Origin of the sequence: Streptomyces sp. AC1-42W, assembly GCF_003248355.1 — a bacterium.
Classification (GTDB): Bacteria; Actinomycetota; Actinomycetes; order Streptomycetales; family Streptomycetaceae; genus Streptomyces.
Map to the genome: position 1 here is coordinate 3,306,325 of NZ_QKWY01000002.1, position 26,546 is coordinate 3,332,870.

Genomic DNA, 26,546 nt, shown 5'->3' on the forward strand with positions numbered 1-26,546 from the left:
CGGGAGACCCATGCGCATCGGACTCTTCGCCACCTGTCTGGGCGACACCCTCTTCCCCGAGGCGGTGAAATCCACCGCGTTGCTGCTGGCCCGACTGGGCCACGAGGTGGTGTTCCCGCCCGGCCAGACCTGCTGCGGCCAGATGCACGTCAACACCGGATACCAGCGCGAGCCCGTCCCCCTGGTGCGCAACTTCGCCGCCCAGTTCGGCGACCCCGCCATCGACGCCGTCGTCATGCCCTCCGGCTCCTGCGCCGGATCGGTCCGCCACCAGCACGAGATCATCGCCGAGCGGTACGGGGACGCGGCCCTGCGCGCGGGCGTCGCCACCGTGAAGGCCAAGACGTACGAGCTGTCCGAACTGCTGGTGGACGTACTGGGGGTGACCGACGTCGGCGCGTACTTCCCGCACCGGGTCACGTACCACCCCACCTGCCACTCGCTGCGCATGCTGCGGGTCGGTGACAAACCGCTGCGGCTGCTGCGGGCCGTCGAGGCGATCGACCTCGTCACCCTCGACGAGGCGGACGCCTGCTGCGGCTTCGGCGGAACCTTCGCCCTGAAGAACGCCGACACCTCCACCGCCATGCTTCAGGACAAGATGCGCCACGTCACCGCCACCGGCGCCGAGGTGTGCACCGCGGGCGACTCCTCCTGTCTGATGCACATCGGCGGCGGGCTCTCCCGGATCAAGGCCGGCACCCGCACCCTGCACCTGGCCCAGATCCTGTCCGCCACCCGCACCGCGCCGTACGTCCTCACGGAGGCCGCCCGATGAGCGCCACCTTCCTCGGCATGCCCGCGCCCCCGCCCCGCTCCCCGTTCGGCACGGGCAATCTGCGCGGCGACCGCACCTTCCCCGCCGCCGCCCACGACGAACTGCGCAACGGGCAGCTGCGCCGCAACCTCGGCCGCGCCACGCACACCATCCGCGCCAAACGGCTGGACGTCACCGGCGAACTGCCCGACTGGGAGGAACTGCGCGCCGCCGGATCGGCCATCAAGACCGACACCATGAACCGGCTCCCCGAACTCCTGGAAGAGCTCGAACGCAACGTCACCGCCCGCGGCGGCACCGTCCACTGGGCGCGCGACGGCGTCGAGGCCAACGAGATCGTCGCCCGGCTCGTCCGCGAGACGGGCAGCGAGGAGGTCATCAAGGTCAAGTCGATGGCCACCCAGGAGACCGGCCTCAACGAACACCTCGAATCCCTCGGCATCACCCCGCACGAGACCGACCTCGCCGAACTCATCGTGCAACTCGCCCACGACAAGCCGTCGCACATCCTCGTCCCCGCGATCCACCGCAACCGGGACGAGATCCGGCGGATCTTCCTCAAGGAGATCCCCGGCGTCGACCCCTCCCTGGACAACGTCCCCGCCCATCTGGCCGCCGCCGCCCGCGCCCATCTGCGCGAGAAGTTCATGACCGCGAAGGTCGCCGTCTCCGGCGCCAACTTCGGCATCGCCGAGACCGGCACCCTCTGCGTCGTCGAGTCCGAGGGCAACGGCCGCATGTGCCTCACCCTCCCCGACACCCTCATCACCGTCATGGGCATCGAGAAGGTCCTGCCGCGCCACCGGGACCTGGAGGTGTTCCTGCAACTCCTGCCGCGCTCCTCCACGGGCGAGCGGATGAACCCCTACACCTCGATGTGGACCGGCGTCACCCCCGGCGACGGGCCCCAGGACTTCCATCTGGTGCTGCTCGACAACGGCCGCACCGCCGCCCTCGCGGACCGGCTCGGCCGCCAGGCACTCAACTGCATCCGCTGCTCCGCCTGCCTCAACGTCTGCCCGGTGTACGAGCGGGCCGGCGGCCACGCCTACGGCTCCACGTACCCCGGACCGATCGGCGCCGTACTGACCCCGCAACTCGCCGGCATGGACGCCGCCGCGAACGACCCCAACAGCTCGCTGCCGTACGCCTCCAGTCTCTGCGGCGCCTGCTTCGACGCCTGCCCCGTGAAGATCGACATCCCCTCGCTGCTGGTCGAACTGCGCCACCAGCACACCGAACGGTCCGGCACCACGGCCGAAAAGCTGGCGATGAAGGCGGCGGGCGCGGTGATGAGCAGACCCGCCGTGTACACGGCCGCGCAGAAGGCGTCACGGCTCGGCCGCGCCCTGGCCGGCCGGGACGGAAGGCTGCCCAGACTGCCGCCCCCGCTCTCCGGCTGGAGCGACAGCCGCGACACCCCGGCCCCGCCGAAGCAGACCTTCCGCGCCTGGCTGGCCTCGCCCGAGGGCACGGCCGCCATGCGCGAGGCGGCCGCCGCCCACACCCCCGACACACAGCGGGAGGAGGGCCGGTGACCACCGCCCGCGAGACCGTACTCGGCCGCGTCCGGGACGCGCTCGCCCTCGCCCCCGCGACCGACACTCCCGTGCCGCGCGCCTATCGCACCGGACGCACCCTCCCCGACGGGGAACGCCTCGCCCTGTTCACCGACCGGCTCCTCGACTACAAGGCCGCGGTCCACCCCTGCACCGCCGACCGGACGGCCGAGGTCGTCGCCGGGGTGCTGCGGGAGCACGGCGCGACCCGGATCGGGGTGCCGCCGGGGCTCGACGACGGATGGCTGGCCGGTTACGAGGGCGAGGTGCGCCTCGACTCCCCGGACGTCCCCGCCCCGCACCTGGACGAACTCGACGGTGTCGTCACCGCGTCCGCCGCCGGCTGCGCCGAGACCGGCACCGTGTTCCTGGACGGCTCGCCCGGCCAGGGCCGGCGGGCGCTGACCCTGGTGCCCGACCTCCATGTGTGCGTGGTCGATCTGTCCACCGTGGAGGTGGGGGTGCCCGAGGCGGTGGCCCGGCTGGTCCCGGACCGCCCCACGACCCTCATCAGCGGCCCTTCGGCCACCTCCGACATCGAACTGGAACGCGTCGAGGGCGTCCACGGCCCCCGCACCCTGGTGGTGATCATCCGTACCGACGCCTAGATGAGCCGTCCGGTCCCGACCGGACGCGGTACGCCGCAGGCCCCGCGCACGGATGGGCGCGGGGCCTGCGGCGAAGCGGGGACGGGTCAGACGATGCCCTCTTCTATCTCGGCCTGCTCGCGCGCGTTCCCGTACGCCGACGGCGTGCCGTACGAGCGTCGCGCGACGAACCACCAGATCGTGGCCAGGACCAGCACGGCGACCAGGGCGATCGACGCGTAGTTCATCGAGTCGATGGTCACCGGCGACGACTGCGGCAGCAGGAACAGCACGGTCACGATCGCCACCCACACCACGGCGATCCAGCCCACCGGCTTCGACCAGCGGCCCAGGTGCCACGGCCCGCGCTGGAACCGGCCGCCCGCGCGCAGCTTCAGGAAGATCGGGATCGCGTACGCCGGAGTGATCCCGATGACGTTGATCGCGGTCACCGCGCCGTACGCGGTCGCCGAGTACAGCGACGGCAGGGCCAGCACCCCGGCCACGATCACCGACAGCCACACCGCCGGAACCGGCGTCTGCGTACGGGTGCTCACCTTGCGCCACAGCGTGGAGCCGGGGAGCGCGTTGTCACGGCTGAACGCGAACACCATCCGGCTGGCGGCCGCGACCTCGGCGTTGCCGCAGAACAGCTGCGCCGCGATCACGATCAGCAGCATCGCCGTGGCGCCCGAGGTGCCCAGCGCGTCGATCAGGATCTGGGCGGGCGGCACACCGGTCGCGCTGTCCTGCGTGCCCGCGTAGTCCTGGATGGCGAAGGTGAGCCCGGCCAGCAGGACGAATCCGGCCACCCAGGAGACCCAGATCGCCCGGACGATGCCGCGCGCCGCGGTGACCGAGGCGTTGGAGGTCTCCTCCGACAGATGGGCGGAGGCGTCGTAGCCGCAGAACGTGTACTGGGCCAGCAGCAGCCCGATCGCCGCCACGTACAGGGGGTTGTCCCAGCCGGTGTCGTTGACGAACTCGGTGAAGACGAACGAGGGCGACTGGTGGTGCGAGGGCACGATGGCGAGCACGGAGACGATCACCGCGACACCGGCCAGGTGCCACCACACGCTGATCGAGTTCAGGATGCTGACCAGCCGCACCCCGAAGAGGTTGAGCACCGCGTGCAGCAGCAGGATGCAGACGAAGATGATCATCGTCTTGCCGGGGGTCGGGGTGAAGCCCCACTGGAGGTTCATCAGCGCGCCCGTGAACAGCGCGGCGCCGTAGTCGATGCCCGCGATGGCACCGAGGAGACCGAGCAGATTCAGCCAGCCGGTGTACCAGCCCCACTTCCGGCCGCCGAGCCGGTCCGCCATGTAGTACAGCGCCCCGGACGTCGGATACGCGCTGGTCACCTCGGCGAGCGCCATGCCGACGCAGAGCACGAACAGGCCGACGCCGGCCCAGCCCCACAGCATTACGGCGGGCCCGCCCGTGGACATGCCGAAGCCGTACAGCGTCATGCACCCGGACAGGATCGAGATGACGGAGAAGCTGATGGCGAAGTTCCCGAACCCGCCCATGCGGCGGGCCAGGACCGGTTGGTAGCCGAGTTCGCGGAGCCGTTGCTCCTCGTCCTTCGGCGCGTTGGTGTCGGCCCCCTTCCGGGGCGAGGTGGACACGGACATGCGAAACCTCCTGAGCGGTGGATGAGCGGAAGAAGGGGGGGCGGCCGGGGGACGGACGGCCTGGTCAGCCCGGTTCCGCCGCCAGCGCGCGGGCGCGGGCGCGCACGAAGACCTCCTCGGCACCGCCGGGGTCGTCGGGCGTACGGGAACGGCAGGCCCAGGGCAGCGAGGTGAAGTACGGGCCCAGCTCGCGGAACACCGCGGCGGCCTCCGCGAAGCGGAGCGCCCCCCACAGGGCGTGCGCCAGGTGGTTGAGGTCGGGCAGCGCACGGCCCGGGCGAGGGGCGATGCGGTACCAGAACTCCAGGGCGCGCACGGCCTCGCGCTCCGCGTCCTCGGTGACCCAGTGCAGGTCGAGCGCCTTGTCGTGGTCGTGCTCGCGCCGGTAGCGCTCGACCCGGACATAGAGCGGGAGCACATGGAGGGCGGAGCCCTCGGGCGCCGTGGACGACGCCCACTGGACGAAGTTGACCGCTTCGGAGAGCACCCCGCCGGCCTTGCGGGCGTACACGAACTGGAGCATCCGGTGGTACGCCTCACGATTGTGCGGGTCGCGCCGGTCGGCCTCGGCCAGCAGCCCCCACGGACCGGGGAACAGCATGGGGCCGGGCGGGGGGAGCCGGTGTTCGGCGAGACGCTGGGCGGCGTCGAGCTGGGAGAGGGCCAGCAGGCAGATCCACGGGACCGGGTCGGCCGGTACGGCGTGCGCCGCCGCGCGGCACGCCTCCCACGCCTCCTGCCACAGTTCCCGGCCGCTGGGGTGTCCGGAGCGGTTGGCCCGTACCGCGCGTTCGACGGCGACCCGGGCGCGCATCACGAAGGCGGCGGCGCTGTCCGGTTCCTCGGCGAGCCATGCCTGCACCGCGTCCGACCCCGCGGCGACGGCGCCGAGCACCTGGGTGCGCTGGGTCCACAGGGTCCAGTCCGGGGTGCGCGCGAGCAGGTCGCGCATGGCGATCCAGCGGCCGGTGCGTAAGTCCTGTAACGCCGCGCGGAGTTCATTGTCGTGGCCGGCCGGATGGTAAACCGGCCGGAATTCACCGTTGGCCATGGACGCGCTCGGGGCGGGGTGCTGAATTCATCGATCCTCGGTGACGTGGGGGCGAAGAAGCTGTTGAATTGCGAACGGTTTTAACGCGTCCGGTGCTGCACGGCGGTGAGTGTAGAGCCCTTTGCGTCGCACCTCGAACGAATCATTGATTTCCTCAAGTCGACATCCCGGAAACGTCGTTGAAGTCGTCAGGCGGTATCCGAACGGTTCCGGACATACGGGCGGCGGATGCTTGACGCGGTCGCTGGTCTGCACCACTCTGGGGGCCGCGTCCGAAGATCACGATTCCGTTCAAGCCATGGGCTTGCGTACCGCTGGAGAACCGATGACAGGCCCGGTGCTCGCCGTCGACCAGGGCACATCGGGAACGAAGGCGCTGGTGATCTGCCCCGAACGGGGCGTGATCGGCACCGGTTCCGCCCCCGTGCGGCCCCGGTACGGTCCCGGCGGAGCCGTCGAGGCGGACCCGGCCGAATTACTCACCTCGGTGATCGAGGCCGGCCGCCGGGCAGTGGCCGAATCCGGCGGCATCGTCGACGCCGTCGGCCTCGCCAACCAGGGCGAGACCGTGCTCGCCTGGGACCCGGACACCGGGCGCCCCCTCACCGACGCGATCGTCTGGCAGGACCGCCGCGCCGCCACCGTCTGCACGGAACTCGCCCCGCGCGCCGAAGAGCTGAGACAGCTCACCGGACTTCCGCTCGACCCCTACTTCGCGGCCCCCAAAATGGCCTGGATCCGCCGCGAGCTGACCCGCGAAGGCGTCGTCACGACTACCGACGCCTGGCTCGTCCACCAGCTGACCGGCGCCTTCGTCACGGACGCCGCCACCGCCGGCCGCACCCAGCTCCTCGACCTGGACCGCGTCGACTGGTCACCGACCGCCCTGGACGCCTACGGCCTCGGCGACGAGCGGCTGCCCTCGGTGGTGGACGCCGCCGGAGACTTCGGCACCACCGGCGCATTCGGCGGCGACCTCCCGCTCACCGGCCTCCTCGTCGACCAGCAGGCGGCCCTGCTCGCCCAGAGCGCCCTCGACCCGACCGTCGCCAAGTGCACCTACGGCACCGGCGCCTTCCTCCTGGCCGGGACCGGACCGACCCCGCGCCGGGGCAGCGGCGGGCTCGTCACCTGCGTGGCCTGGCGGCTCGGCGGACACACCAGCTACTGCCTGGACGGCCAGGTCTACACGGCCGCCTCCGCGGTGCGCTGGCTCACCGACCTGGGCGTGATCTCCGGCGCCGCCGACCTCGACCCGGTCGGCTCCGGCGTCCCCGACTCCGGCGGCGTCACCTTCGTCCCCGCCCTGGCCGGCCTCGCCGCCCCCTGGTGGCGCGGCGACCTGCGCGGATCGGTCACCGGCCTGGGCCTGGACACCTCCGCCGGACATCTGGTGCGCGCCCTGTGCGAAGGGATCGCCGCCCAGGTCGTGGAACTGGCCGACGCGGTGGCCGCCGACCGGGGCACCCCGCTGGCCGTGCTGCGCGTGGACGGCGGCCTCACCCGGTCCGCCCTGCTGATGCAGACCCAGGCCGACCTGCTGCAACGCCCCGTGGAGGTGTCGGCCCTGCCCGACGTCACCGCGCTCGGCGTCGGCGCCGTGGCCCGCATGGGCGCCGACCCCGCGCTCCCGGCCGACCGGGCCGTCCCCGACTGGACACCGGCCGCCGTCTACGAACCCCGGATCGGCCCCGACCGGGCCGCCGAACGCCTCGACACCTTCCGGGCGGCCGTACGCACGCTGGTGGAACGCCCATGAGAGCGGCCGGGCCGGCACGGAGGAAGGCACGATGACGACGCGCCCGACACCCGAAGCCTCCACCCCACCCGTCGTCACCCGCGCCGGCCACCCCCTCCCCGACGCCCCGCCGTACGACGTCACCGTCATCGGCGCCGGAGTCGTCGGCACCGCCATCGCCCGCGCCCTGGCCCGCCACCCCCTGCGCACCGCACTCGTCGAAGCCACGGACGACATCGCCAACGGCACCTCCAAGGCCAACACCGCGATCCTGCACACCGGTTTCGACGCCGCCCCCGGCACCCTGGAGGCCCGGCTCGTCCGCGAGGGCAGCCGGCTGCTCTCCCGCTACGCCGCCGAGACCGGCATCCCCGTCGAACGCGTCGGCGCCCTCCTCGTCGCCTGGGACCGGGAACAACTCGACGCCCTGCCCGCCCTGCTGGCCAAGGCCGAACGCAACGGCTACCACGCGGCCCGGCTGCTCGACGCGGCGCAGACCGCCGCCCGCGAACCCCACCTCGGGCCCGGCGCGCTCGGCGCCCTGGAGATCCCCGACGAATCCGTCATCTGCCCCTGGACCACCCCGCTCGCCTACGCCACCCAGGCCGTCCGGGCCGGGGTCCACCTCCACCTGGACTGCCCGGTCCAGGGCCTCGCGTACACGGACGGACTGCACACCGTCACCACCGGCCGCGGCACCCTGCGCACCCGGCTGCTCATCAACGCCGCCGGGCTGCACGCCGACACCGTCGACCGGCTGCTGGGCATCGACACCTTCACCGTGCGCCCGCGCCGGGGCCAGCTCATCGTCTTCGACAAGCTCGCCCGCGACCTGGTCCGGCACATCCTGCTGCCCGTGCCCACCGCCGCGGGCAAGGGCGTCCTGGTGGCGCCGACCGTCTTCGGCAACGTCCTGCTCGGCCCCACCGCCGAGGACCTGGACGACAAGGAGGCCACCGAGTCCACCGCCGAAGGGCTCGCCCTCCTCCGCGAGAAGGGCAGCCGCGTGCTGCCCCGGCTGCTCGACGAGGAGGTCACCGCCGTCTACGCGGGACTGCGGGCCGCCACCGGCCAGGAGGACTACCGGATCACCTCCCACCCGGACCGGGGCCTGATCACCGTCGGCGGCATCCGCTCCACCGGCCTCACCGCCTCCATGGCCATCGCCGCATACGTCCTGACCCTCCTCCCCGGTGCCGGCATCGATCCCGGGGAACCGGCGGACCTCGCGCCCCTCACCCTGCCGAACCTCGGCGAAGCCGCCCCGCGCCCGTACCTCGACGCGGAACTCATCGCCCGCGACCCCGCCTACGGCACCGTCGTCTGCCACTGCGAACGCGTCACGGACGGCGAGATCCGCGACGCCTTCGCCGCCACGCTCCCGCCGCGCACGGCCGAGGGCCTCGCCCGCAGGACCAGGGCCGGCAACGGACGCTGCCAGGGCTTCCACTGCGCGGCCGCCCTGCGTGCACGTATCGAGGAGGCCCGCCCATGACCCGCCGCGAACGCCGGGTGGACGTCCTCGTCGTCGGTGCCGGACCGGCCGGGCTCGCCGCCGCGGCCGGCCTCGCCGCGGCCGGCGTACCGGACGTGGAGGTCCTGGACCGCGAACAGGCGGCGGGCGGCATTCCCCGCCACTGCGCCCACGGCGGATTCGGCACGCGCCGCACCGGCGACCTCAGCGGCCCCGTGTACGCGACGCGCTGCGCGGCCGAGGCGACGACGGCCGGAGCCACCCTCCGTACCGGTGTCACGGTCACCGGCTGGGCGGGGCCCCGCACCCTCGACGTCACCGGACCCGGCGGCCTCGAACGCATCACCGCCCGCGCCGTCGTCCTCGCCACCGGTGCCCGCGAACGCCCCCGCGCCGCCCGCCTCGTCCCCGGCACCCGGCCCTCCGGCGTCTACACCACCGGCGAACTCCAGCAGGCTGTCCACCTCCACCACCAGACCGTCGGCACCCGCGCCGTGGTCGTCGGCGACGAACCGGTCGCCCTCTCGGCGGCCGAAACCCTGCGCACCGCCGGGGTCCGGCTCGTCGCCCGCGTCACCGAGCACCCGCCCCACCTCCTCCGGGCCGGGCGCCCGGCCGGCGGGGTGCCCCTGCTCACCCGTACCACCGTCACCGGCCTGACCGGCCGCCCCCGCCTCACCGGTGTCCGGGTGCGGCACGAGAACGGCCGCACCACCACACTCGCCTGCGACACCGTGGTCTTCACGGCCGACTGGATTCCCGAACACGAACTCGCCCGACGCGGCGGCCTGCCCCTGGACCCCGGGACGAAGGGACCCGCCCACGACCCCGCGTACCGCACCGTCGAACCCGGCGTCTTCGCGGTGGGCAACCTGCTGCACGGCGGGGAGAGCGCGGCCACCGCCGCCCGCGAGGGCCGGGCCGTCACCGGCCCCGTGCTGAGCCATCTGGCCGCCGGCGCCTGGCCGGCCGGCGGAGTGCCGCTCGCCGTCGCGGAGCCGCTGGAGTGGATCGCCCCCAACCTCACCGGGCCCGGCGGCACACCGGCCGCCGGGCCCTTCCTGCTGCGGACCGGCCGGCGGCTGACCGCCCCGCTGATCGTCGTCAGCCAGGACGGGGAGCCGCTGCACCGCCGCCGCCTGGTCCGCACTGTGCGGCCGGGGCGCTCCTTCCCGCTGCCCGCTGACTGGCTGGAACACGCCGACCCGCGCGGCGGCCCCGTCCACATCCGGCTCGCCTGAAACCGCCCGCCGAGGGCGCCGGTCACCCCGGGCGCGGGCCGCTCAGGGAATCAGCAGCCAGTCCGAGCCGATCGCCGCGACCAGCCCGACCGCCAGCAGCCAACTCCCCAGCCGGGTGCGCCCGTTCCGGCTCAGCTCGATCACGACCCCGCACAGGATCAGCGCCAGCCCGTACACCCCGACCACCAGCACCGAGGACCGGCTCGCGATCCGCAGGCCCAGCACCACCGCCATCGCGGCCATCCCGACCGACGAGAGCACGATGCGCAGCCGTCTCGCCTGGCGCGGAGTCAGCCGGCGCTCCCCGGCCGCCACCCCCGCCCCGCCTTCCGCGACATCGTCCACGACGCCCTCCGCCGCGTCCTCGGCTATCGGGGTGTCCACGGCCCGGTCCTGGTCAGAAGTGCTCATGACGCCGGATCGTAATGGCTCCACCCGAACCGTCGCGCCGTTGTCAAACAACACCGTCGAAACCCGGCCGTGTTCCTACCGGCCACGCACCCCGCCCCCACCGGACCCGCCCCGGACCCCGCCCGGCCCGAGCCCCGGAGCCTCCGCCGCCGCGTCCACCGGACCCGCGCCCGGGCGCTCCACCCGCGCCGCCAGCTCCCGCGCCCAGTCCGTCAGCGCCCCGAGCCCCATCCCGTACGCCTCCCCGGCCCCGTACGCCTCCAGCGCCGCCGCGCCCCGCCGCAGCAACCGGGCACCGCCCCTCGCGTTGCCGCGGGCCGCATGGGTCAGGCCCACCGCCAGCTGGGCCAGCCCGCGCCACAACTCCCGCTCCCCGGCCGGGCCCGACTTCCAGGCGTCCTCGAACACCTCGTGCGCGTGGAACGGCATCCCCGCGTCGAGCAGCCGCTGCGCCTCCCGCACGGTCTCCCCGGGGGTGCGCTCCACACCCTCCGGCTGCCGCTCCACCCCCGGCGTCCCGTACGGCAGCGGGCGCCCCAGCCCGTCACGGGGGCGCGCGTTGTGCGCCCGGCCCTCGGAATCCCGGTCCCTGCGTGTCTCGTTCACACCCCGATTGTGCCCCGCACCTGCGGCGAACTGTCCGAACCACTGTCGGTCGCGACCCGCGCGCGACTAGGCTCGACCACCATGGTCATCACATTGGGGGAGGGTAGGCATGAAGCCGTCCCGGCCGCTTTATGAGCGCGAACCGGAACTCGCCACTGCCGCACAAGCCATCGACGCGCTCTGCGGCGCGCAGGCCACCGGCGGGCTGCTGATCTACAGCGGCGAGGCAGGTATCGGAAAGACCGCTCTCCTGGACGAGATCCGGGCCATGGCGGCGGACCGGTGCACCATCTGGTCGGCACGCGCCGGTGAGACGGTCACCTCGGTGCCGTTCCACGTCGTACGGCAACTGTTCCAGCCGACCCTGCACCAGCTCCCGCCCGACGACGTACGGGCCCTGTTCGGCCCCTGGTTCGACATCACCGCACCGGCCCTCGGGCTCGCCGAACCGTCCGGCCCGCAGACCGATCCGCAGGGTGTGCGCGACGGACTCGACTACGTCGTCAAACGGCTCGCGTCCCGGCTCAGCCACAACCCGCTGCTCCTCGTCATCGACGACGCCCACTGGGCGGACGGCGAATCGCTCGCCTGGCTCTCCGCGTTCACCGCCCGCCTCGGCGATCTGCGCGTGCTCGTCGTCCAGGCCCACCGGCCCGAGGAACTCGCCTCCCGCGAGGCCGCGCGCAACGCGGCCGGCGGCCACCCCGCCCAGATCCGCGTCGCCCTGCGCGCCCTGACCCCCGACGCCACCGCCGAACTGGTCCGCAGCTCCCTCGGGGAGCACGCCGACGACCCGTTCTGCCGCGAGGTGTGGGCCGTCACCGGCGGCAACCCGTACGAGGCCGTCGAGCTCGTCGCCAAGGTCCAGGACCGCGAACTGGTCCCGCTGGAGGAGTCCGCCGGGCTCCTGCGCGAACTCGGCGCATCGGCAAGGGGCAGCGGCCTCGTCGCCCGCCTCGAACGGCTCGGCACCAACGCCACCCGGTTCGCCTGGGCGGCCGCCGTCCTCGGCACCGAGATCTCCCAGGACCTCGCCGCCATGCTGGCCGGCATGAGCGCGGCCGAGGCCGCCGACTGCACCGCCCGGCTGCGCGAGGCCCGAATCGTCAGCGGCTTCGACCCGCTGGAGTTCGTGCACCCGGTGATCGCCTCCGCCGTCTACCGCTCCATCCCGCCCGCCACCCGCACCGCCATGCACGGCCGGGCCGCCTGGGCGATCACCCGGACCGGACGCGGCCCCGCGGCGGCCTCCCGGCACCTGCTCGAAGTCCACCCGGACGACGACCAGGAACTCGTCGAGCAGCTGAGGGCCGCCGCGAAGCAGCACCTCGCGGTCGGCGCGCCCGAGGCCGCCCGGCGCTGCCTGGAACGCGCCCTGGAGGAGCCGCCGCGCCACGACGTGCGCGCCACCCTGCTCTACGAGCTGGGCTGTGCGACGCTGCTCAGCTCCCCGGCCACCACCGTGCAGCATCTGCGCGCCGCCCTGGACATGCCGGGCCTCGCCGACGACCTGCGGGTCGACGCCACCTTCCGGCTCGCCGCGGCTCTGTCCCACAACAACCAGCTCAAGGAGGCGGCCCTGGCCCTGGCCGCCGAGGCCGAACGCACCGCGCCCGGCCCCGGTCTGATGCGGCTCCAGGCCGCCCACTTCCTCTGGGAGGGCATGCAGGCCACCGAGGAGGACGGTCCCGGCCGCTCGCGCCGGCTCGCCGCAAACGCCGACCACCTCACCGGCCGGGACAACGCCGAACGGGCGCTGCTCACCCTGCGCGCCTTCGACGCCATGCTGCGCGGCGAGAACGCCGAGATCATCGTGGACCTCTGCGAGCGCGCCCTCGTGGACGGCCACCCCGCACGCGGACTCGGATGGACCGACACCGAGTGGGGCTTCGAACTGCCCGCCCTGCTCGGCATCACCTACGCGTTCACCGACCGGCTCGACCGCGCCGAGGAACTGTTCGGCGAGGCGGTCCGGGCCTTCGAGATCTCCGGCTGGAGTGGCGCCCACCTCGCCTTCGCGCACACCCTCCTCGGACTGGTCCACCGCCGTCGCGGCCGTCTCGCCGAGGCGGAGGGCTTCCTGCGCGAAGGGCTGCGGCTGGCCGACCGCGTCGGCAACGGGCTCCCCGTCCACTGGGACGCCGCCTGTCTGCTCATCGACACCCTGCTGGCCCGCGGCCGGGTGTCCGAGGCGCGCAAGATCGCCGACCAGTACGACTTCGGCCTGCCCTATCCGAGCGCCATGGTGCTGCCCGACGCACCGTGTGTCCGCGGCCGCCTGCTGCTGGCCGAAGGCCGTATCAAGGAGGCCGTCACCGAGCTGGAGGCCGCCGGACGCTCCCTGGAACCGCGCGGCAGGTTCAACGGCATCTGGGGCCCGTGGGCCGGTGACCTGGCACGCGCCCTGGCCGACGAGGACCCCGGCCGGGCCGCCCAGCTCGCCAACACGGCCCGCGTCCACGCCGAGCGGTTCGGCACCGAGACCGCCATAGGCGAGGCCCTGCGCTGTGTGGCCATGTTCGCCCGCCCGGAGGAGGCCGTCCACCTCCTGGGCCAGGCGGTCCGCCACCTGGAGGCGTCGCCCTCCGGCTTCGAGTTCGCCCAGGCGCTGCTCGACCACGGCATCGCCACCCGCTCGCCCCGCGAACTGACCCGGGCCCACAAGCTGGCCACGGCCTGCGGCGCGGAAGGACTGGCGGCACGGGCCCAGCAGGCACGTGCGTCGATCCGGTCCACCGAGTGAGGTAATGTTTGTCCTGCAGCCAGCACCCGGCCCGACCGGGTGACACGGCAGCGGGACGTGGCGCAGCTTGGTAGCGCACTTGACTGGGGGTCAAGGGGTCGCAGGTTCAAATCCTGTCGTCCCGACTTTTGAAGTCGCGAATCAGGGCCGGTTTCGGAATCTTCCGAAACCGGCCCTTGATCGTTCCCGCGCTCGTTCCCCTTCCCGTTGCCGGCCCCGTCCGGGGCCGGCAACGGGAGCAGGCGTCCTACCGGGCCAGGGTCCGGGAGTGGATTTCCGTGACCACCTTGCGGGCGGAGGTGAACGCTCCGTGCTGCCAGGCGATGGTGTTGCTGAGCCAGTCACCGGCGAAGTACACGTTTCCGGCCGGGCGGTTCAGGGTCTGGTACGCGATACCCGTCTGCGACTCCCAGCCCGCCCAGCCGCCTTCGATGAACGGGGTGCGGTGCCAGGCCACACTGAAGGACGAGGCCAGTTCGGAGCGGTACTTCTCGCCGTGGATCTTCACCCCCTCGGCGACCGCCCTGCGCTCGCGGTCGGTGTGCGGCAGCCTGCCGTACACGGCGGCGGGTTCCAGGGCGTGGTAGTAGCCGATGAGGAGACCGCGGTCGCCGTGGTAGCCGTACGACGGGTACCAGATGGTGCCCAGGTCGTTGTCGGTCGGCGTGACGCCGCCGTAGATGCGCTCGTCCGTCTCCCACCACCGGGTCCGGTACTCCAGGCCGATCTTGCCGGCCTCCCATGGCTGCGGGGTGAGCAGCGCGTCCGTGACCCCGGAGCCGAGGTTGTGCCTGAGACGGGCCATCACCATCGGCGGGATGGCCGCGACCACGTAGTCGGCCCACTCCGTCACCGTACGGCCCTGTGCGTTCACCCAGGTGACCGAGGCGCCGTCCGTGTGGTTCCGGATGGCGGCCGCGCGGGCCCCGTACTCGATGCGGTCGCTGCCGATCGCCGCTGCCAGCGCCTTGGGGATGGCGTCCATGCCGCCCACCGGCTGGAACATCATCGCGGCCTGCTGGTAGTCGAACTCGAAGGAGAAACGCAGCCCCAGCCCGCTCGCGATGACGTCGGACAGGGAGGGCGGCGGGGCGAGCACCGTCCCGGCCTCCAGCGCGGCCCCGGGTTCGACCGTGTAGCCGCGGCGGCTGCTGCCGGTGTACGCCCAGTCGTCGGAGCGGCCCTTGAGGTCGCCGAAGTCCTTGAGGAGTTCCAGCAGCCGTTCCTTGTCGGTCGTGGTCAGGGTCTGGTCCAGCGCGCCCTGGTCGGTGGCCTTGGCGAGGAGCTCGGACACATAGCCGTACACGTCGGCCTTCGCGGTCCGCCACCGCACCGGCTGCCCGGCGAGCGCCGCGCTGTTCTCGTGGAAGATGTACGCGTTGGCGTTCTGATTCACGAACGCCTCCAGCGGAACGCCGAGTTCACGGCAGTACTCCAGCGTCACGTGCGACTGGGGTATGCGGCCGGGACCGGCGTTCATGTACTGGCCGGGCGCGAAGTTCGCCGTCTGGGTGCGGCCGTCGAGGTCGGTCTCCGTCGTGCCGCCCCGCACCGTCCAGTTGCGGCCGCCCGGACGGTTCTTCGCCTCCAGGACGTGGCAGGCGTACCCGGCCTTGCCCAGCTCGTACGCCGCGGCGAGACCGGCGATGCCGGCGCCGAGGACGATGACCTTCTTGCCGTTGCGACGGCCGATCGAGGTGAAGTCGCCTCGCCTCGGCGGACGGAACGCCCCCGCGTGCGCCTGGGGCACCGGTGCCAGGCCGAGCGCTCCCATGGCCGAATACATCACTCCGGCGCCTCCTGATATCCCCACCGCTCTCAGGAATGCGCGTCGAGAGGTCTGTGCCACCATTTTCTCCTTTGTTCCCCCGGAGCCCGGGATTCCTCGTCCGAGCCGCTTCTCGTCGACGTTGTGGCCGTGTGGGGGGAGGTGTGGCAGTGGCCGTGCGCCCGGCGAGGCTCCATGGGCTTTGTTTCGTGAACGTGCTTGTGTCGTACGTGAGTTCCCCCGGCCCGGATCTTCCGGGCCGGGGCGTCCGTCTCAGCGGGCGGTCGCCGCGAGCATGCGGTAGTGCGCGGACCAGGGCCGTACGCGCTCGACGGCCGCCGCGGCCGAGAGGACGTCGGCGTCCGCGAAGCGCCGGCCGGCGATCTGGAGGCCCACCGGCAGGCCGTCGGCCGTGAGCCCGGCCGGCACCGAGATGGCCGGGTGGCCCGTGAAGTTGAACACCTGGGTCAGACACCAGCCCAGGATGGGATCGACGTCCTCGCCGTCGACCTTGTCCGGGCCGACGGTCCAGCCGTCGTCCCCGTTGGGGCAGCCCGCGATCCCCAGCGTGGGGCTGATGACGAGGTCGTAGCGGTCGAAGAGGTCGGCGAAGGCGTCGTAGATCACCGTCCGTACGATCTGGTCACGGCGGCCGTCCATCAGCGTGCGGCCGTCGGTGCGCTCGATCATCGCGCGCAGGGCCCACGGGAAGTCCTCCCACGGCTCGCCGCGCAGATCGATGCCCTCGGCGGCGAACGCCTCGACGACGGTCGAGGCGATGGCGCCCGCGTTGCGCACCCACAGATCGGTGGCCTCCCGGTGCGGAACCGGGAGCGCGAAGTGCGGCCTGTCCACATGCACCCCGGCCTGCTCCAGCGCCGCCACCGCGTCATCGACCACCGCGCGCACCCCGGCCTCGACCGGGAAGCCGCCCAGGGTGGGCAGGTACGCGGCGCGCAGCGTGCCCGGGTCCCTGCGCGTCGCCGCCAGGAAGTCCGTGCCGTCGTGCGGGACGCTGGTCGGGTCGCGGGGGTCGTCGCCGACCATGCACGACAGCAGCAGCGCACAGTCCTCGACGGAACGGGCCAGCGGGCCGTTGCTCATGTACGGGATCTGGCAGAGGAACGCGTCGGGACGCACCGCGTCGGAGACCCGGCCGAAGCTCGGCTTGAACCCGACCACACCGCACAGCGCCGCCGGGATGCGCACCGACCCGCCACCGTCCGAGCCCTGCGACAGCGCACACAGCCCGTCGGCCAGCGCGGCGGCCGAACCGCCCGACGAGCCGCCGGAGTTCATGCCCAGCGCGAACGGCGTACTGGTCGGCCCGAAGAGCCTGTTGTCGGTGAGCCCCTTGTGCCCGAACTCGGGCGTGTTGGTCTTCCCCAGCACGATCGCCCCGACGTCCTCGAGGGCGGCGACGTGCCGGGCGGTCTGCTCCGGCACATAGTCCCGGAACGCGGCCACCCCGTACGTGTTGGGCATCCCGGCCTTGTAGTCGAACAGGTCCTTGATGGCGATCGGTACGCCGTGCAGAGGCCCGGCGAGGCGGCCGCGCATCAGCTGCCGCTCCGACTCGGCCGCCGCGGCCATCGCCCGGTCCGCCGCCACATGGACGTAGGCGTTGAGCGCGGGGTTGCGTTCCTCGATGCGGGAGAGGAAGGCGGCGGTCAGCTCGCGCGGCGAGACGTCACGGCGGCGGACCCGGCTCGCGAGCTCCGTCGCCGGGGTCAGACATAACTCGGTGATCTCGGACGGAGAGGTCTGCGGCTGGATTTCGGTAGTGCTCATGGCCCAACTGTGGTGGCTCGCAGCGGGCGATGCCATGTGCACAGTGTGCAAGCCTCGACGGAAAGCTGCGCGCCCTGAGAAGCTTCATCTGTGACTGATGAGGCGGAATTGCTGTGTGTTGCCAGAGATCAACTCCTTGTGTCCGCAGATGTGTTGACCAAGCGAGTTGTCGACGGGATCAGACGATTAGGTGTTGGCCGGGAACTGACCGACGAACCGGGGCTCGCGGACACGGTGGTGGCCGAGACTCGTGCGGTGATCCATCAGTTGATCAACGCGCTGACCGACGACGCGGAGCCGCTGTGCCCCCCGGAGACGCGCCACATAGCGCGGCTCGCGGCGCGCAACGGCACCCCGGAGCGCGACGTGCTGGACGCCTACCGTGTGGGCCACCGCGTCCTGGAGGAGGCCCTGATCGACGCCGTCCCGGACGCCGCGGACACCAGCGCGGCCCTGGGCGCGGTACGGCTCGGCACCAGGCGCCTGTTCGATGAGATCGAGCACCTCTCCCAGCTGGTGGTCGTCGAGTACCGCGAGGAGGCGGAGGCGATCATGCGGGCACGGGGCCCGCGACAGCTCCGCGCCGTCCGGGCGGTCCTGGACGGGGAGCGCCCCGCGAGCCTGGACTTCTACAACGTGCGCGGCGACCACGTCGCGCTGGCCGCATCGGGCCCGGAGTCCGAGCGGGTCGTCCGGACCCTGGTCCGCGCGGTCAAGGCACCGCACTGCGTGGTCCGGCCGGACGACGAGCTGAGCTGGATATGGATCGCCGTCCCCCGGGTGGACGTGGTCGTCGCGGCGGCGGAGGCGGCCGCCGAGAGCGACTGCTGGGTCGGGGTGGGCGAACCGGCCCGGGGCGCCAAGGGCTTCTGCGACTCCCACGCGGAGGCCCGCATGGCCCTCCGGGTCGCCGCGTACCAGAAGCGGTCCGTGGTGCGCTTCTCCGCCGCGGCGCCGGAGGCCATAGCGCTGGCCGACATCGAGGCGTCCCAGACGCTGATCCGCCGGCAGCTCGGGGACCTGGCGTGGCCGACCCGCCAGGCGGAGACCGCCCGCAAGACGCTCGGCATCTACCTCGGCTGCGGGTCGAACGCCCGGGAGACCGCGCGGCGCCTGCACGTCAGCAGCAGGGCCGTCGCCTACCGGCTCCGGCACGCCAGTGAGCTGCTGCCGCCGGGCACGGACGCGGGAGCGCTGGAGACCGCCCTGGCGCTGCGGCTGCTGGAGACCCTGGGAACCGCCGATCCGGAGGAGGGCCGGGACCAGCGGCCCTGAGCGGCGGACCGGCGCGGGCGGTTCCCGGGCCCGCGGTCTCACTGCCGTCCGACGGGGGACGGCAGTGGGACACCCCCCGGCGCGCCGGGGGGCCGGCCCGCGGTGAGCGGCAGCAGACGGAGCGCGAGGCCGAGTTCGAGGGAGGACAGCCGGGTGTCCGGCGGCAGCAGGGCGCGCGCCGCCTGGAGCCTGTTGGCGACCGTCCGCTCCGTGAGCCCCAGTTTGAAGGCCGCGGACCGGGCGTTCTGGCCGGACGCGAGGTAGATCTCCAGTGTCTTGCGGAGCGACTTGTGGCGGGCGCTGCCCCCGATCAGCTGCCCGAGGCGGCGGCGGACCAGGGCGCGGGTGGCGTCGACGTCCGCGAGGCCGATGGCCTCCGGCTCGATGTCGGCGAAGCGCGCGCTCCGGCGGCCCGTCCAGGCGCACACCCGGAACGCGGACTGGGCCTCCCGGTGGGACCGCCGGAACCCCGCGAGGCCCTTGCCCGGCTCACCGGCGCCCAGGCAGCCGCGCTGCGCCCGCTCCGCCACGGCCTCGTGGAGGTCCGCCGGGCCGATGGAGCCGCTGAACCACGCCCATACGACGTTGCGGTCGGTGAACACGGAGATCGCCTCGTCCTTGCACTGGTGGGCGAACGCCGCCAGCGTCGCCGCCGCCGGGCCCTGGGCCACCACGGCGACGTGTTCCGCGCTCAGGTCGTAGCCGGGCAGCTCGGGCGCGGGCCCCGCCTCGTCGAGCAGCGACCGTACCGCCTGGAGCCGCAGCGCGTTCTCGTCGCTGCCGATCATCTCCGTCTCGTCCGCGTACTCGGTGGTCACGAGACCGATGAGGGATTCCGTCTGGCGCAGTAACTGGAGACAGCAGAATTGCAGGACGCTCAATGCGCAGGAAGAACCTATCCCCGATTCCCGCGCCGCCTGGAAGAAGAAGTCCTGGATGACGCCGTGGGCTATCCGGTAACTCGAGACGACCTCCTCCAGCGGCGTCCCGTGCAGCGCCGCGAGCCGGGCGAGATGCCGTGCCCCGTGCGACTGTATGGGGACCTGCTGCCGCTTGCCGAGCCCGCGCAGGAACTGCGCGACGAGCATCTCGGTTTCCAGCCGTACCACGGTCGAAAGCGCCGGATCGGTCGCGAGCGGGCTGGTGGGTATTCCGTCGCGCCAGATCGCCGTGAGAATTTTGTCGGTGAGGGCGGACTGATGCTCCAGAAGCCATTCGGTGAAGAGGCGGATACTGTCGTCGGATTCCGTCATTTCGATCGAGTCCTTCGGCGCTCGGAGTAACCAGACCTGTGTCGCGGAGATGCCCGTCCGGGGGTCGGCGGGCGGGGTGAGCGGCGGCGCGGCCGTGGGGAGCGGGGTGCCTGGCGGGGTGCCGGGTGTTTCCGGACGAGGGAATTCCCGGGATGTCAGCCCGTCGGACGTGAGGAACCGCTCATGAGGCTCTTCGCCGGGCGGGATGCGTGAGACATGGTTCCCGCGCTTCGGCGGAGGCGTGATCCGTGCGCTGGCGAGGGGCGGTGGCGCGCGATGCTCGGCCCGTACCGGTCAACTCGTGCCCCCCACCCGTCATTTGACCGTCAGTAATCCATTTACGGGACTTGAGTATATGGCTCCCGGAGAACGTACGGGCGGGTAATCCGAAACGCCGATGTGAACTCCGTCCCGCGGGGTCGCGTGAATCCGCGCAAACACCGGGCCGCCCGCCCCGTGAGTCACCGGAGCGCGGAGCTGTCGATGACCGGGATCACATGTCCGGGAAATTGGCCGGAAAGCGAATGCGTGACTCCCGGTAACACCTGGCGGTGCGATGGGGAAGGTGAAGCGCCGGTTCCGCTGCGGAGTGCACCGTCTTCCCGGACCGGGAAGATCGCGAAGAGATATTTCCCGCTGCTGTCATTGTCCGGGCGCGCCGGGCGGTGGCAGGCTGACCGATATCGCAGAGCCCCCGCCCCCGCCGACCTCCCGCACTCCGGTCCCTTCCCGCGGGCCGGCGCCCAACGTCGCTCGCTTAGTTCATGATCGCGTAGAGTCTCGGTCTTGTGCCGAGAGATCACATAGTTGGTGAGACGTACCCGGAGCGGGTCCGGATGGGGGTGCTGTCGCGTACGTTCACGCCCGAGCTGGTCGACTTCGTGGTCGATGAGGCGGGGGCGCGCGAGGAGCGGACCCGGTCGTTGCCGGCCCGGCTGATGGTGTATTTCGTCCTGACGATGTGGCTGTTCAGCGGTGACGGATACGGCCTGGTGCTGCGGGAGTTGGTGGAGCACTGGCCGCGCCGGGCGCGGGAGGTGTGGCGTCCGGCGCGCACGGGGTCTCTGACAACGGCGCGGGCCCGGCTGGGTGCGGGGCCGCTGCGACTGCTCTTCGACCGGGTCGCCGGTTGCACCGGCACTGCGGCCACGCCGGGGGCTTTCTGGCGCGGGCTGCGGCTGACCTCCATGGACGGCACACTGCTGGACGTTCCTGACAGCGAGGCGAACGCTGCCGCCTACACCCGTGCCTCCAACGGAAATCGGCCTGGACCGTACCCGCAGGTGAGGCTCCTCGCGCTGGTGGAGTGCGGCACGAAGGCGTTGATCGGTGCGGTCTTCGACTCCTTCGCCGTCGGCGAGCGCACCTTGGCCGCCCGCCTCCTGGTGCACCTGCGGGAAGGCATCCTGTTGATGGCCGACCGGGGCTTTCCAGCCTATGAGCTGTGGCGGGCAGCCGCGGTCACCGGGGCCGAACTCCTGTGGCGGGTCTCGGATTCCTTCACCCTGCGGCCGCATGAGGTTCTGGCCGACGGCACCTTCCTCACCCGCCTGAACGGGCCGCGCGGCGCCCGGATCACCGTGCGCGCCGTGGAGTACACCGTGGTCACCACCACGATCGGCGCGGACGGCGACAGTGAGGAGACCTCGGAGCTGTTCTGCCTGATCACCACGCTCCTGGACCCCGAGGCGGCACCCGCCGCAGAGCTGGCAGAGCTGTACACCGCCCGCTGGACCAGCGAGACGATCTTCAAGCACATCAAGATCGAACAGCGGGGAGGACGCACCGCGACCCTCCGGTCCAACAGTCCCGCCATGGTCGAGCAGGAACTGTGGGCCATGCTCTGCGTCTACCAGGCCGTACACGACCTGGCCGTGGACGCCGCCCACCACGCGAACCTCCCCGTCTCGCACATCAGCTTCAAGAACACCCTCGCCGCCGCCCGACGTTCCGTCGGCGCGGACTTTCCCCCCTCGGCAACTGGCCGCCAGGATCCGTGACATCCAGGCCGACCTGACCCGCGAGGCCGTCCGTCCCCGCCCCGGACGTGCCGCACCCCGCGCCACCAAACGCAGCACCACCGGATACCGCACCCTCAAACCGGACGAGCCCGCCACCACCAAGGTCACCCACACGATCAGCCTCTCGCTCTTCCCCGAAGAACGACGACCACGCAAGCCGCGGGCGAAGCCGAGACCCCTGCAACTCGCCCCGCAGGAAACGACGTCACCGACACTCAAAGACATGGCGACGGCCATCTAATAGAGTGACGTTGCGCGTGGACCAGTGCGACAGTCCCGATTCCGGTGGCGGAGTCATCCGCGTCAGCGCGATCACCCGGCTGCGGGTCTGCGGCGGCACCTGCTCCTTTCCGCCACCGCGCTTCCTTTCCACCAGGCCCGCCACACCGTTCTCCACGTACCGGGTCCTGGTGCGGTCCACCGTTCGGGCGGACACCCCCGCCAGTTCGGCGATGTCCTTACGGCGGCGGCCCTCGCCCGCCCACAACACGATGCGGGCTCGCAGAGCCACATCCGCAGTCACATGCCGGTCCGCCGCCAACGTCCGCAATTCCGCGGCCTGTTCCGAAGAGAGGTTCACACAGTGTCCAACGAACCAAAGAGCTTCAGGTGACATGAACCAGATCACAAGACACTAGGTCAAGACGTGTTTATGGATTACCGACGCATGGCGGTGCTTTCGCCGTCCGTGGATTTCGTGGGCACGTCGGCATCTGGGCTGCCCGGCATCGTTCACGACGTCCACAAGGCGCGTGAACACGCAAATCGTCGGTGCCCTCTCCGAGGCCAACGTCGCTCTATTAGATGGCCGTCGCCATGTCTTTGAGTGTCGGTGACGTCGTTTCCTGCGGGGCGAGTTGCAGGGGTCTCGGCTTCGCCCGCGGCTTGCGTGGTCGTCGTTCTTCGGGGAAGAGCGAGAGGCTGATCGTGTGGGTGACCTTGGTGGTGGCGGGCTCGTCCGGTTTGAGGGTGCGGTATCCGGTGGTGCTGCGTTTGGTGGCGCGGGGTGCGGCACGTCCGGGGCGGGGACGGACGGCCTCGCGGGTCAGGTCGGCCTGGATGTCACGGATCCTGGCGGCCAGTTGCCGAGGGGGGAAAGTCCGCGCCGACGGAACGTCGGGCGGCGGCGAGGGTGTTCTTGAAGCTGATGTGCGAGACGGGGAGGTTCGCGTGGTGGGCGGCGTCCACGGCCAGGTCGTGTACGGCCTGGTAGACGCAGAGCATGGCCCACAGTTCCTGCTCGACCATGGCGGGACTGTTGGACCGGAGGGTCGCGGTGCGTCCTCCCCGCTGTTCGATCTTGATGTGCTTGAAGATCGTCTCGCTGGTCCAGCGGGCGGTGTACAGCTCTGCCAGCTCTGCGGCGGGTGCCGCCTCGGGGTCCAGGAGCGTGGTGATCAGGCAGAACAGCTCCGAGGTCTCCTCACTGTCGCCGTCCGCGCCGATCGTGGTGGTGACCACGGTGTACTCCACGGCGCGCACGGTGATCCGGGCGCCGCGCGGCCCGTTCAGGCGGGTGAGGAAGGTGCCGTCGGCCAGAACCTCATGCGGCCGCAGGGTGAAGGAATCCGAGACCCGCCACAGGAGTTCGGCCCCGGTGACCGCGGCTGCCCGCCACAGCTCATAGGCTGGAAAGCCCCGGTCGGCCATCAACAGGATGCCTTCCCGCAGGTGCACCAGGAGGCGGGCGGCCAAGGTGCGCTCGCCGACGGCGAAGGAGTCGAAGACCGCACCGATCAACGCCTTCGTGCCGCACTCCACCAGCGCGAGGAGCCTCACCTGCGGGTACGGTCCAGGCCGATTTCCGTTGGAGGCACGGGTGTAGGCGGCAGCGTTCGCCTCGCTGTCAGGAACGTCCAGCAGTGTGCCGTCCATGGAGGTCAGCCGCAGCCCGCGCCAGAAAGCCCCCGGCGTGGCCGCAGTGCCGGTGCAACCGGCGACCCGGTCGAAGAGCAGTCGCAGCGGCCCCGCACCCAGCCGGGCCCGCGCCGTTGTCAGAGACCCCGTGCGCGCCGGACGCCACACCTCCCGCGCCCGGCGCGGCCAGTGCTCCACCAACTCCCGCAGCACCAGGCCGTATCCGTCACCGCTGAACAGCCACATCGTCAGGACGAAATACACCATCAGCCGGGCCGGCAACGACCGGGTCCGCTCCTCGCGCGCCCCCGCCTCATCGACCACGAAGTCGACCAGCTCGGGCGTGAACGTACGCGACAGCACCCCCATCCGGACCCGCTCCGGGTACGTCTCACCAACTATGTGATCTCTCGGCACAAGACCGAGACTCTACGCGATCATGAACTAAGCGAGCGACGTTGGGCCGGCGCCGGCCCGGGCAGGCCAGGTTGCGGAGTAACTCAAGCCGTGGCCAACCGGTTTAGCCACACCGGCGACGGCTACTGAACTTGATTGAGTGATGTCGGTGCCGTTCGCCTGACAGCTGGCTTTCGGCCCGATAGCCGTTGGGCGTGAGGTATGCGCAGGGCGGCGGGCTGACCGACGCAGAGAAGACCAGACTGGCGCGGTTACGGCTCCAGTGAACGAGGCGGTTGAACGGGCCCGCGCCCACCCCGAGGAAGTAGTCGCCGTCCTTCAGCAGCACGATCACAGGAACAGCCACGACCTCGCCGGTCATCTCTTGAACCTCGGCCGCGTCGAGGGGGCCCGGGCCATCCTGCTGCGCGGAAACCCGCAGCCCCGCTCGTGCCGATGATGCACACCCTCGGCCCGACGGCCACCGTTCTGAAGCCCGGGCTGAGTTCCTGCGGTGGCGGGCCTCTCACTCGATGGTTGGGGGGGGGCCTTACGGTTGGCTGTCTATGCAGAACGTCTTCTGTCGATCACGATGAAGTGCGTTCGGGCGCCCTGGACTGCTGGACGATACCCACGTTTCATGAGGGTGTTTCAGACGTCCAGTCGTTTGCAACAACTCATGAAACATGATCGCCGCAGGTGGACCACCGGGCGGTGCGGTGTTTCACGAGCGACCACCTATGAAACGCCGGAGGACGTATCGGCAGCCCCCGCTGGGCCGTGGCGTTCGTCTCGGCCCGTCACGGCCGGTTGTTCCGGGACGGTTGCTGACTCCGCACGCAGTCCGGGGGCCAGCAGGAGGGTGACCACGACCGAGGCCGCGGCCATGACGGCCATTGCGGTGTCCGGCGCGACGTACTGGGCGATGGCCCCGGCGAGGGCGGCACCGACGCCCTGCATGGTGAGCATGCCCGCGGAGTGCAGACCAAGTGCCTGTCCGTGGATGTCCTTGGGGGTGAGGGCCATGAGGTGCTCCTGCAGGAGCAAGGTAGCGGAGTAGCCGATCGACGCCAGGGTGACGGCGAACAAGGCCAGGCCGAGTGCCGGGTGGGTCGCGAAGACCAGGTATGGCGCGGCGAGCAGTAGGCGCAGTGGCGCGTCCAGTCGCCGCCTCCAGGCCGGCGGGACGAACCGGCCGGTCACCGCGTCACCGATGAGCATCCCTCCGGCGGCGAAGGCGAACAGCAGACCTGCGTGCTGGGGCGAGTAGGGGACGAACAGCGACTCGCAGCCGACGATCAGGCCGTTGGGGACCCACAGGGCGAGATAGACATATCGTCGAGGTCGTGATGACCAGAGCAGCGCGTTGGTGCGCCAGGTGGCGGTGATGGATGGCCGCCCAATCGTGCGCGCCGGGCGGCGGCTGAGGCCGAACCGGGCGGTGACGGCCGTCACGAGGTAGAGAGCTGTGCCGGTCAGCAGTGTTCCGCGCGGGGACAGGGTCGTCACCAGGCCGGCGCCCACGGCGAACCCGCAGATCTGCATCGTGCCGGCTGACATGTTCAACACCGACCGGCCGAGCAGATAGCCCTCGGCGGGGAGGATCTCGCTGAGCAGCCCGTACCGGACCCCGCCGCCCACCGAACCGATCAGCCCCAGGAGCAGGATCACCACGAACACGGCCCACAGGGGCAGACCGGGGACGGCCAGTACGGCGGTGCCCAGCCCCAAGGTGACCGCCAGAGTCGTCATCGCCGCACGCGGCGGCAGACGATCGGCTGCCGACAGGAGCGTCGTCGCCCCGACCACCTGGGCCAGGGATGGGCCGAACATGCTCAGCGCGGACAGAAGCGGTGAGCCGGTGGCCGCGTAGACAAACGTGCCCAGGGCCAGGCCGCTGACCGTCATCGCGGTCACCTGTGTCGAGGCGGTCACGAACAGCGGAGTGAACTCAGGTGTGCGAAACAGTCCTCGATAGGTGGTGGGCATGAGCCGAAGTCTCACGGTCGTAACGGTGGGTCCGTTAATGTTTCGCGAGGAGGCGAAACATGGGCTGGTGGCAGATCAGCACGGACACCCTGGCGGAGAGTCGTTTCCTCGTCTCGGCACTCGCCGAGACCACCGCGTGCCTGATCGCCCTGTCGAACGGGACGGCCGCTCACCCCGGCGAGCGCCAGTGGATCGACGCCCACCTGCCCGCCTACCGGGCACGGCTGGCCGATGACCCGATCGTCGCGTTGCTGGTCCGGTCGGCGCTGCGGCCCCGTTATCTCGCCGACTTCGTCACACCGACGCCCACAGGCGCAACGTCGCTCTATTAGATGGCCGTCGCCATGTCTTTGAGTGTCGGTGACGTCGTT

The 26,546-nt window shown here is 71.6% G+C and carries 21 protein-coding genes and 1 tRNA gene; 11 read left to right on the forward strand and 11 right to left on the reverse strand.

What is annotated here, in order from left to right; translation table 11 throughout:
• Window positions 1-10: 10 nt before the first annotated feature.
• From DNK56_RS32615 to DNK56_RS32625, 3 genes are read left to right on the forward strand one after another with little or no spacing between them, the layout of a single operon-like run.
• A complete protein-coding gene (locus tag DNK56_RS32615) occupies window positions 11-778 on the forward strand; it encodes a (Fe-S)-binding protein (protein ID WP_111339354.1) in 768 nt (255 codons plus the stop codon).
• Window positions 775-2,316, forward strand: coding sequence for a lactate utilization protein B (locus tag DNK56_RS32620; protein ID WP_111339355.1), 1,542 nt, complete (start codon window positions 775-777; stop codon window positions 2,314-2,316). The genes DNK56_RS32615 and DNK56_RS32620 overlap by 4 nt, the downstream gene beginning before the upstream one ends.
• Window positions 2,313-2,945, forward strand: a complete 633-nt coding sequence (locus tag DNK56_RS32625; protein ID WP_111339356.1) for a LutC/YkgG family protein — start codon at window positions 2,313-2,315, stop codon at window positions 2,943-2,945. The genes DNK56_RS32620 and DNK56_RS32625 overlap by 4 nt, the downstream gene beginning before the upstream one ends.
• Window positions 2,946-3,031: 86 nt before the next feature.
• On the opposite strand, the gene DNK56_RS32630 is transcribed toward DNK56_RS32625, so the two are convergent.
• Window positions 3,032-4,561, reverse strand: a complete 1,530-nt coding sequence (locus DNK56_RS32630; protein ID WP_111339357.1) for an amino acid permease — start codon at window positions 4,559-4,561, stop codon at window positions 3,032-3,034.
• 64 nt (window positions 4,562-4,625) lie between these two features.
• Window positions 4,626-5,612: a hypothetical protein gene (locus DNK56_RS32635; RefSeq protein WP_111339358.1), complete on the reverse strand. Its 987-nt coding sequence runs from the start codon at window positions 5,610-5,612 to the stop codon at window positions 4,626-4,628.
• A 325-nt stretch (window positions 5,613-5,937) separates the two neighbouring features.
• Here DNK56_RS32635 and DNK56_RS32640 point away from each other — a divergent pair, with 325 nt between their 5' ends.
• The 3 genes from DNK56_RS32640 to DNK56_RS32650 are packed head-to-tail and all read left to right on the forward strand — an operon-like array spanning window position 5,938 to window position 10,065.
• Complete coding sequence (locus tag DNK56_RS32640) at window positions 5,938-7,371, forward strand: FGGY family carbohydrate kinase (protein ID WP_111339359.1); 1,434 nt, start codon at window positions 5,938-5,940, stop codon at window positions 7,369-7,371.
• Window positions 7,372-7,402: 31 nt separating this feature from the next.
• Entirely contained in the window at window positions 7,403-8,845 is a 1,443-nt protein-coding gene (locus DNK56_RS32645; protein ID WP_111339360.1) for an NAD(P)/FAD-dependent oxidoreductase, read from the forward strand.
• The gene (locus DNK56_RS32650; protein ID WP_111339361.1) at window positions 8,842-10,065 is read left to right on the forward strand and encodes an NAD(P)/FAD-dependent oxidoreductase; all 1,224 of its coding nucleotides are present in this window, start codon (window positions 8,842-8,844) and stop codon (window positions 10,063-10,065) included. Before DNK56_RS32645 ends, DNK56_RS32650 begins: the two co-directional genes overlap by 4 nt.
• 42 nt (window positions 10,066-10,107) lie before the next feature.
• Here DNK56_RS32650 and DNK56_RS32655 read toward each other — a convergent pair whose 3' ends face one another.
• Together DNK56_RS32655 and DNK56_RS32660 are read right to left on the reverse strand one after the other, a co-directional pair.
• Entirely contained in the window at window positions 10,108-10,476 is a 369-nt protein-coding gene (locus tag DNK56_RS32655; RefSeq protein ID WP_199563552.1) for a hypothetical protein, read from the reverse strand.
• Between the two features lie 75 nt (window positions 10,477-10,551).
• Window positions 10,552-11,082 (reverse strand): DUF309 domain-containing protein, encoded by a 531-nt coding sequence (locus DNK56_RS32660; RefSeq protein WP_111339363.1) that lies wholly within the window; start codon window positions 11,080-11,082, stop codon window positions 10,552-10,554.
• 109 nt (window positions 11,083-11,191) lie between these two features.
• Here DNK56_RS32660 and DNK56_RS32665 point away from each other — a divergent pair, with 109 nt between their 5' ends.
• Window positions 11,192-13,825, forward strand: a complete 2,634-nt coding sequence (locus DNK56_RS32665) for an ATP-binding protein (RefSeq protein WP_111339364.1) — start codon at window positions 11,192-11,194, stop codon at window positions 13,823-13,825.
• A 51-nt stretch (window positions 13,826-13,876) separates the two neighbouring features.
• Window positions 13,877-13,950, forward strand: a tRNA-Pro gene (locus DNK56_RS32670).
• Between the two features lie 122 nt (window positions 13,951-14,072).
• Here DNK56_RS32670 and DNK56_RS32675 read toward each other — a convergent pair.
• Both DNK56_RS32675 and DNK56_RS32680 read right to left on the reverse strand, forming a co-directional pair.
• Window positions 14,073-15,611 carry a flavin monoamine oxidase family protein gene (locus DNK56_RS32675; protein ID WP_241990204.1) on the reverse strand — a complete coding sequence of 513 codons (1,539 nt, stop codon included), beginning with the start codon at window positions 15,609-15,611 and terminating at the stop codon, window positions 14,073-14,075.
• 255 nt (window positions 15,612-15,866) lie between these two features.
• Entirely contained in the window at window positions 15,867-17,384 is a 1,518-nt protein-coding gene (locus tag DNK56_RS32680; RefSeq protein WP_111339366.1) for an amidase, read from the reverse strand.
• Window positions 17,385-17,621: 237 nt separating this feature from the next.
• Here DNK56_RS32680 and DNK56_RS32685 point away from each other — a divergent pair, with 237 nt between their 5' ends.
• Window positions 17,622-18,659, forward strand: coding sequence for a PucR family transcriptional regulator (locus DNK56_RS32685; protein ID WP_146610406.1), 1,038 nt, complete (start codon window positions 17,622-17,624; stop codon window positions 18,657-18,659).
• 38 nt (window positions 18,660-18,697) lie between these two features.
• Here DNK56_RS32685 and DNK56_RS32690 read toward each other — a convergent pair whose 3' ends face one another.
• A complete protein-coding gene (locus tag DNK56_RS32690) occupies window positions 18,698-19,912 on the reverse strand; it encodes a PucR family transcriptional regulator (RefSeq protein ID WP_111339368.1) in 1,215 nt (404 codons plus the stop codon).
• Window positions 19,913-20,748: 836 nt separating this feature from the next.
• Here DNK56_RS32690 and DNK56_RS32695 point away from each other — a divergent pair.
• The gene (locus DNK56_RS32695) at window positions 20,749-21,912 is read left to right on the forward strand and encodes an IS4 family transposase (RefSeq protein WP_111329449.1); all 1,164 of its coding nucleotides are present in this window, start codon (window positions 20,749-20,751) and stop codon (window positions 21,910-21,912) included.
• A 226-nt stretch (window positions 21,913-22,138) separates the two neighbouring features.
• On the opposite strand, the gene DNK56_RS32700 is transcribed toward DNK56_RS32695, so the two are convergent.
• From DNK56_RS32700 to DNK56_RS32710, 4 genes are all read right to left on the reverse strand, one after another.
• Window positions 22,139-22,444, reverse strand: coding sequence for a helix-turn-helix domain-containing protein (locus DNK56_RS32700; RefSeq protein WP_158558450.1), 306 nt, complete (start codon window positions 22,442-22,444; stop codon window positions 22,139-22,141).
• A 551-nt stretch (window positions 22,445-22,995) separates the two neighbouring features.
• Window positions 22,996-24,159: an IS4 family transposase gene (locus DNK56_RS32705; RefSeq protein ID WP_111329449.1), complete on the reverse strand. Its 1,164-nt coding sequence runs from the start codon at window positions 24,157-24,159 to the stop codon at window positions 22,996-22,998.
• Window positions 24,160-24,310: 151 nt separating this feature from the next.
• Window positions 24,311-24,568 (reverse strand): hypothetical protein, encoded by a 258-nt coding sequence (locus DNK56_RS34845; protein WP_146610405.1) that lies wholly within the window; start codon window positions 24,566-24,568, stop codon window positions 24,311-24,313.
• A 356-nt stretch (window positions 24,569-24,924) separates the two neighbouring features.
• Window positions 24,925-26,175, reverse strand: coding sequence for an MFS transporter (locus DNK56_RS32710; protein ID WP_111339369.1), 1,251 nt, complete (start codon window positions 26,173-26,175; stop codon window positions 24,925-24,927).
• A gap of 59 nt (window positions 26,176-26,234) precedes the next feature.
• On the opposite strand from DNK56_RS32710, the gene DNK56_RS32715 reads away from it, so the two are divergent.
• Window positions 26,235-26,507, forward strand: a complete 273-nt coding sequence (locus DNK56_RS32715) for a hypothetical protein (protein ID WP_111339370.1) — start codon at window positions 26,235-26,237, stop codon at window positions 26,505-26,507.
• The last annotated feature ends 39 nt before the right edge of the window (window positions 26,508-26,546 follow it).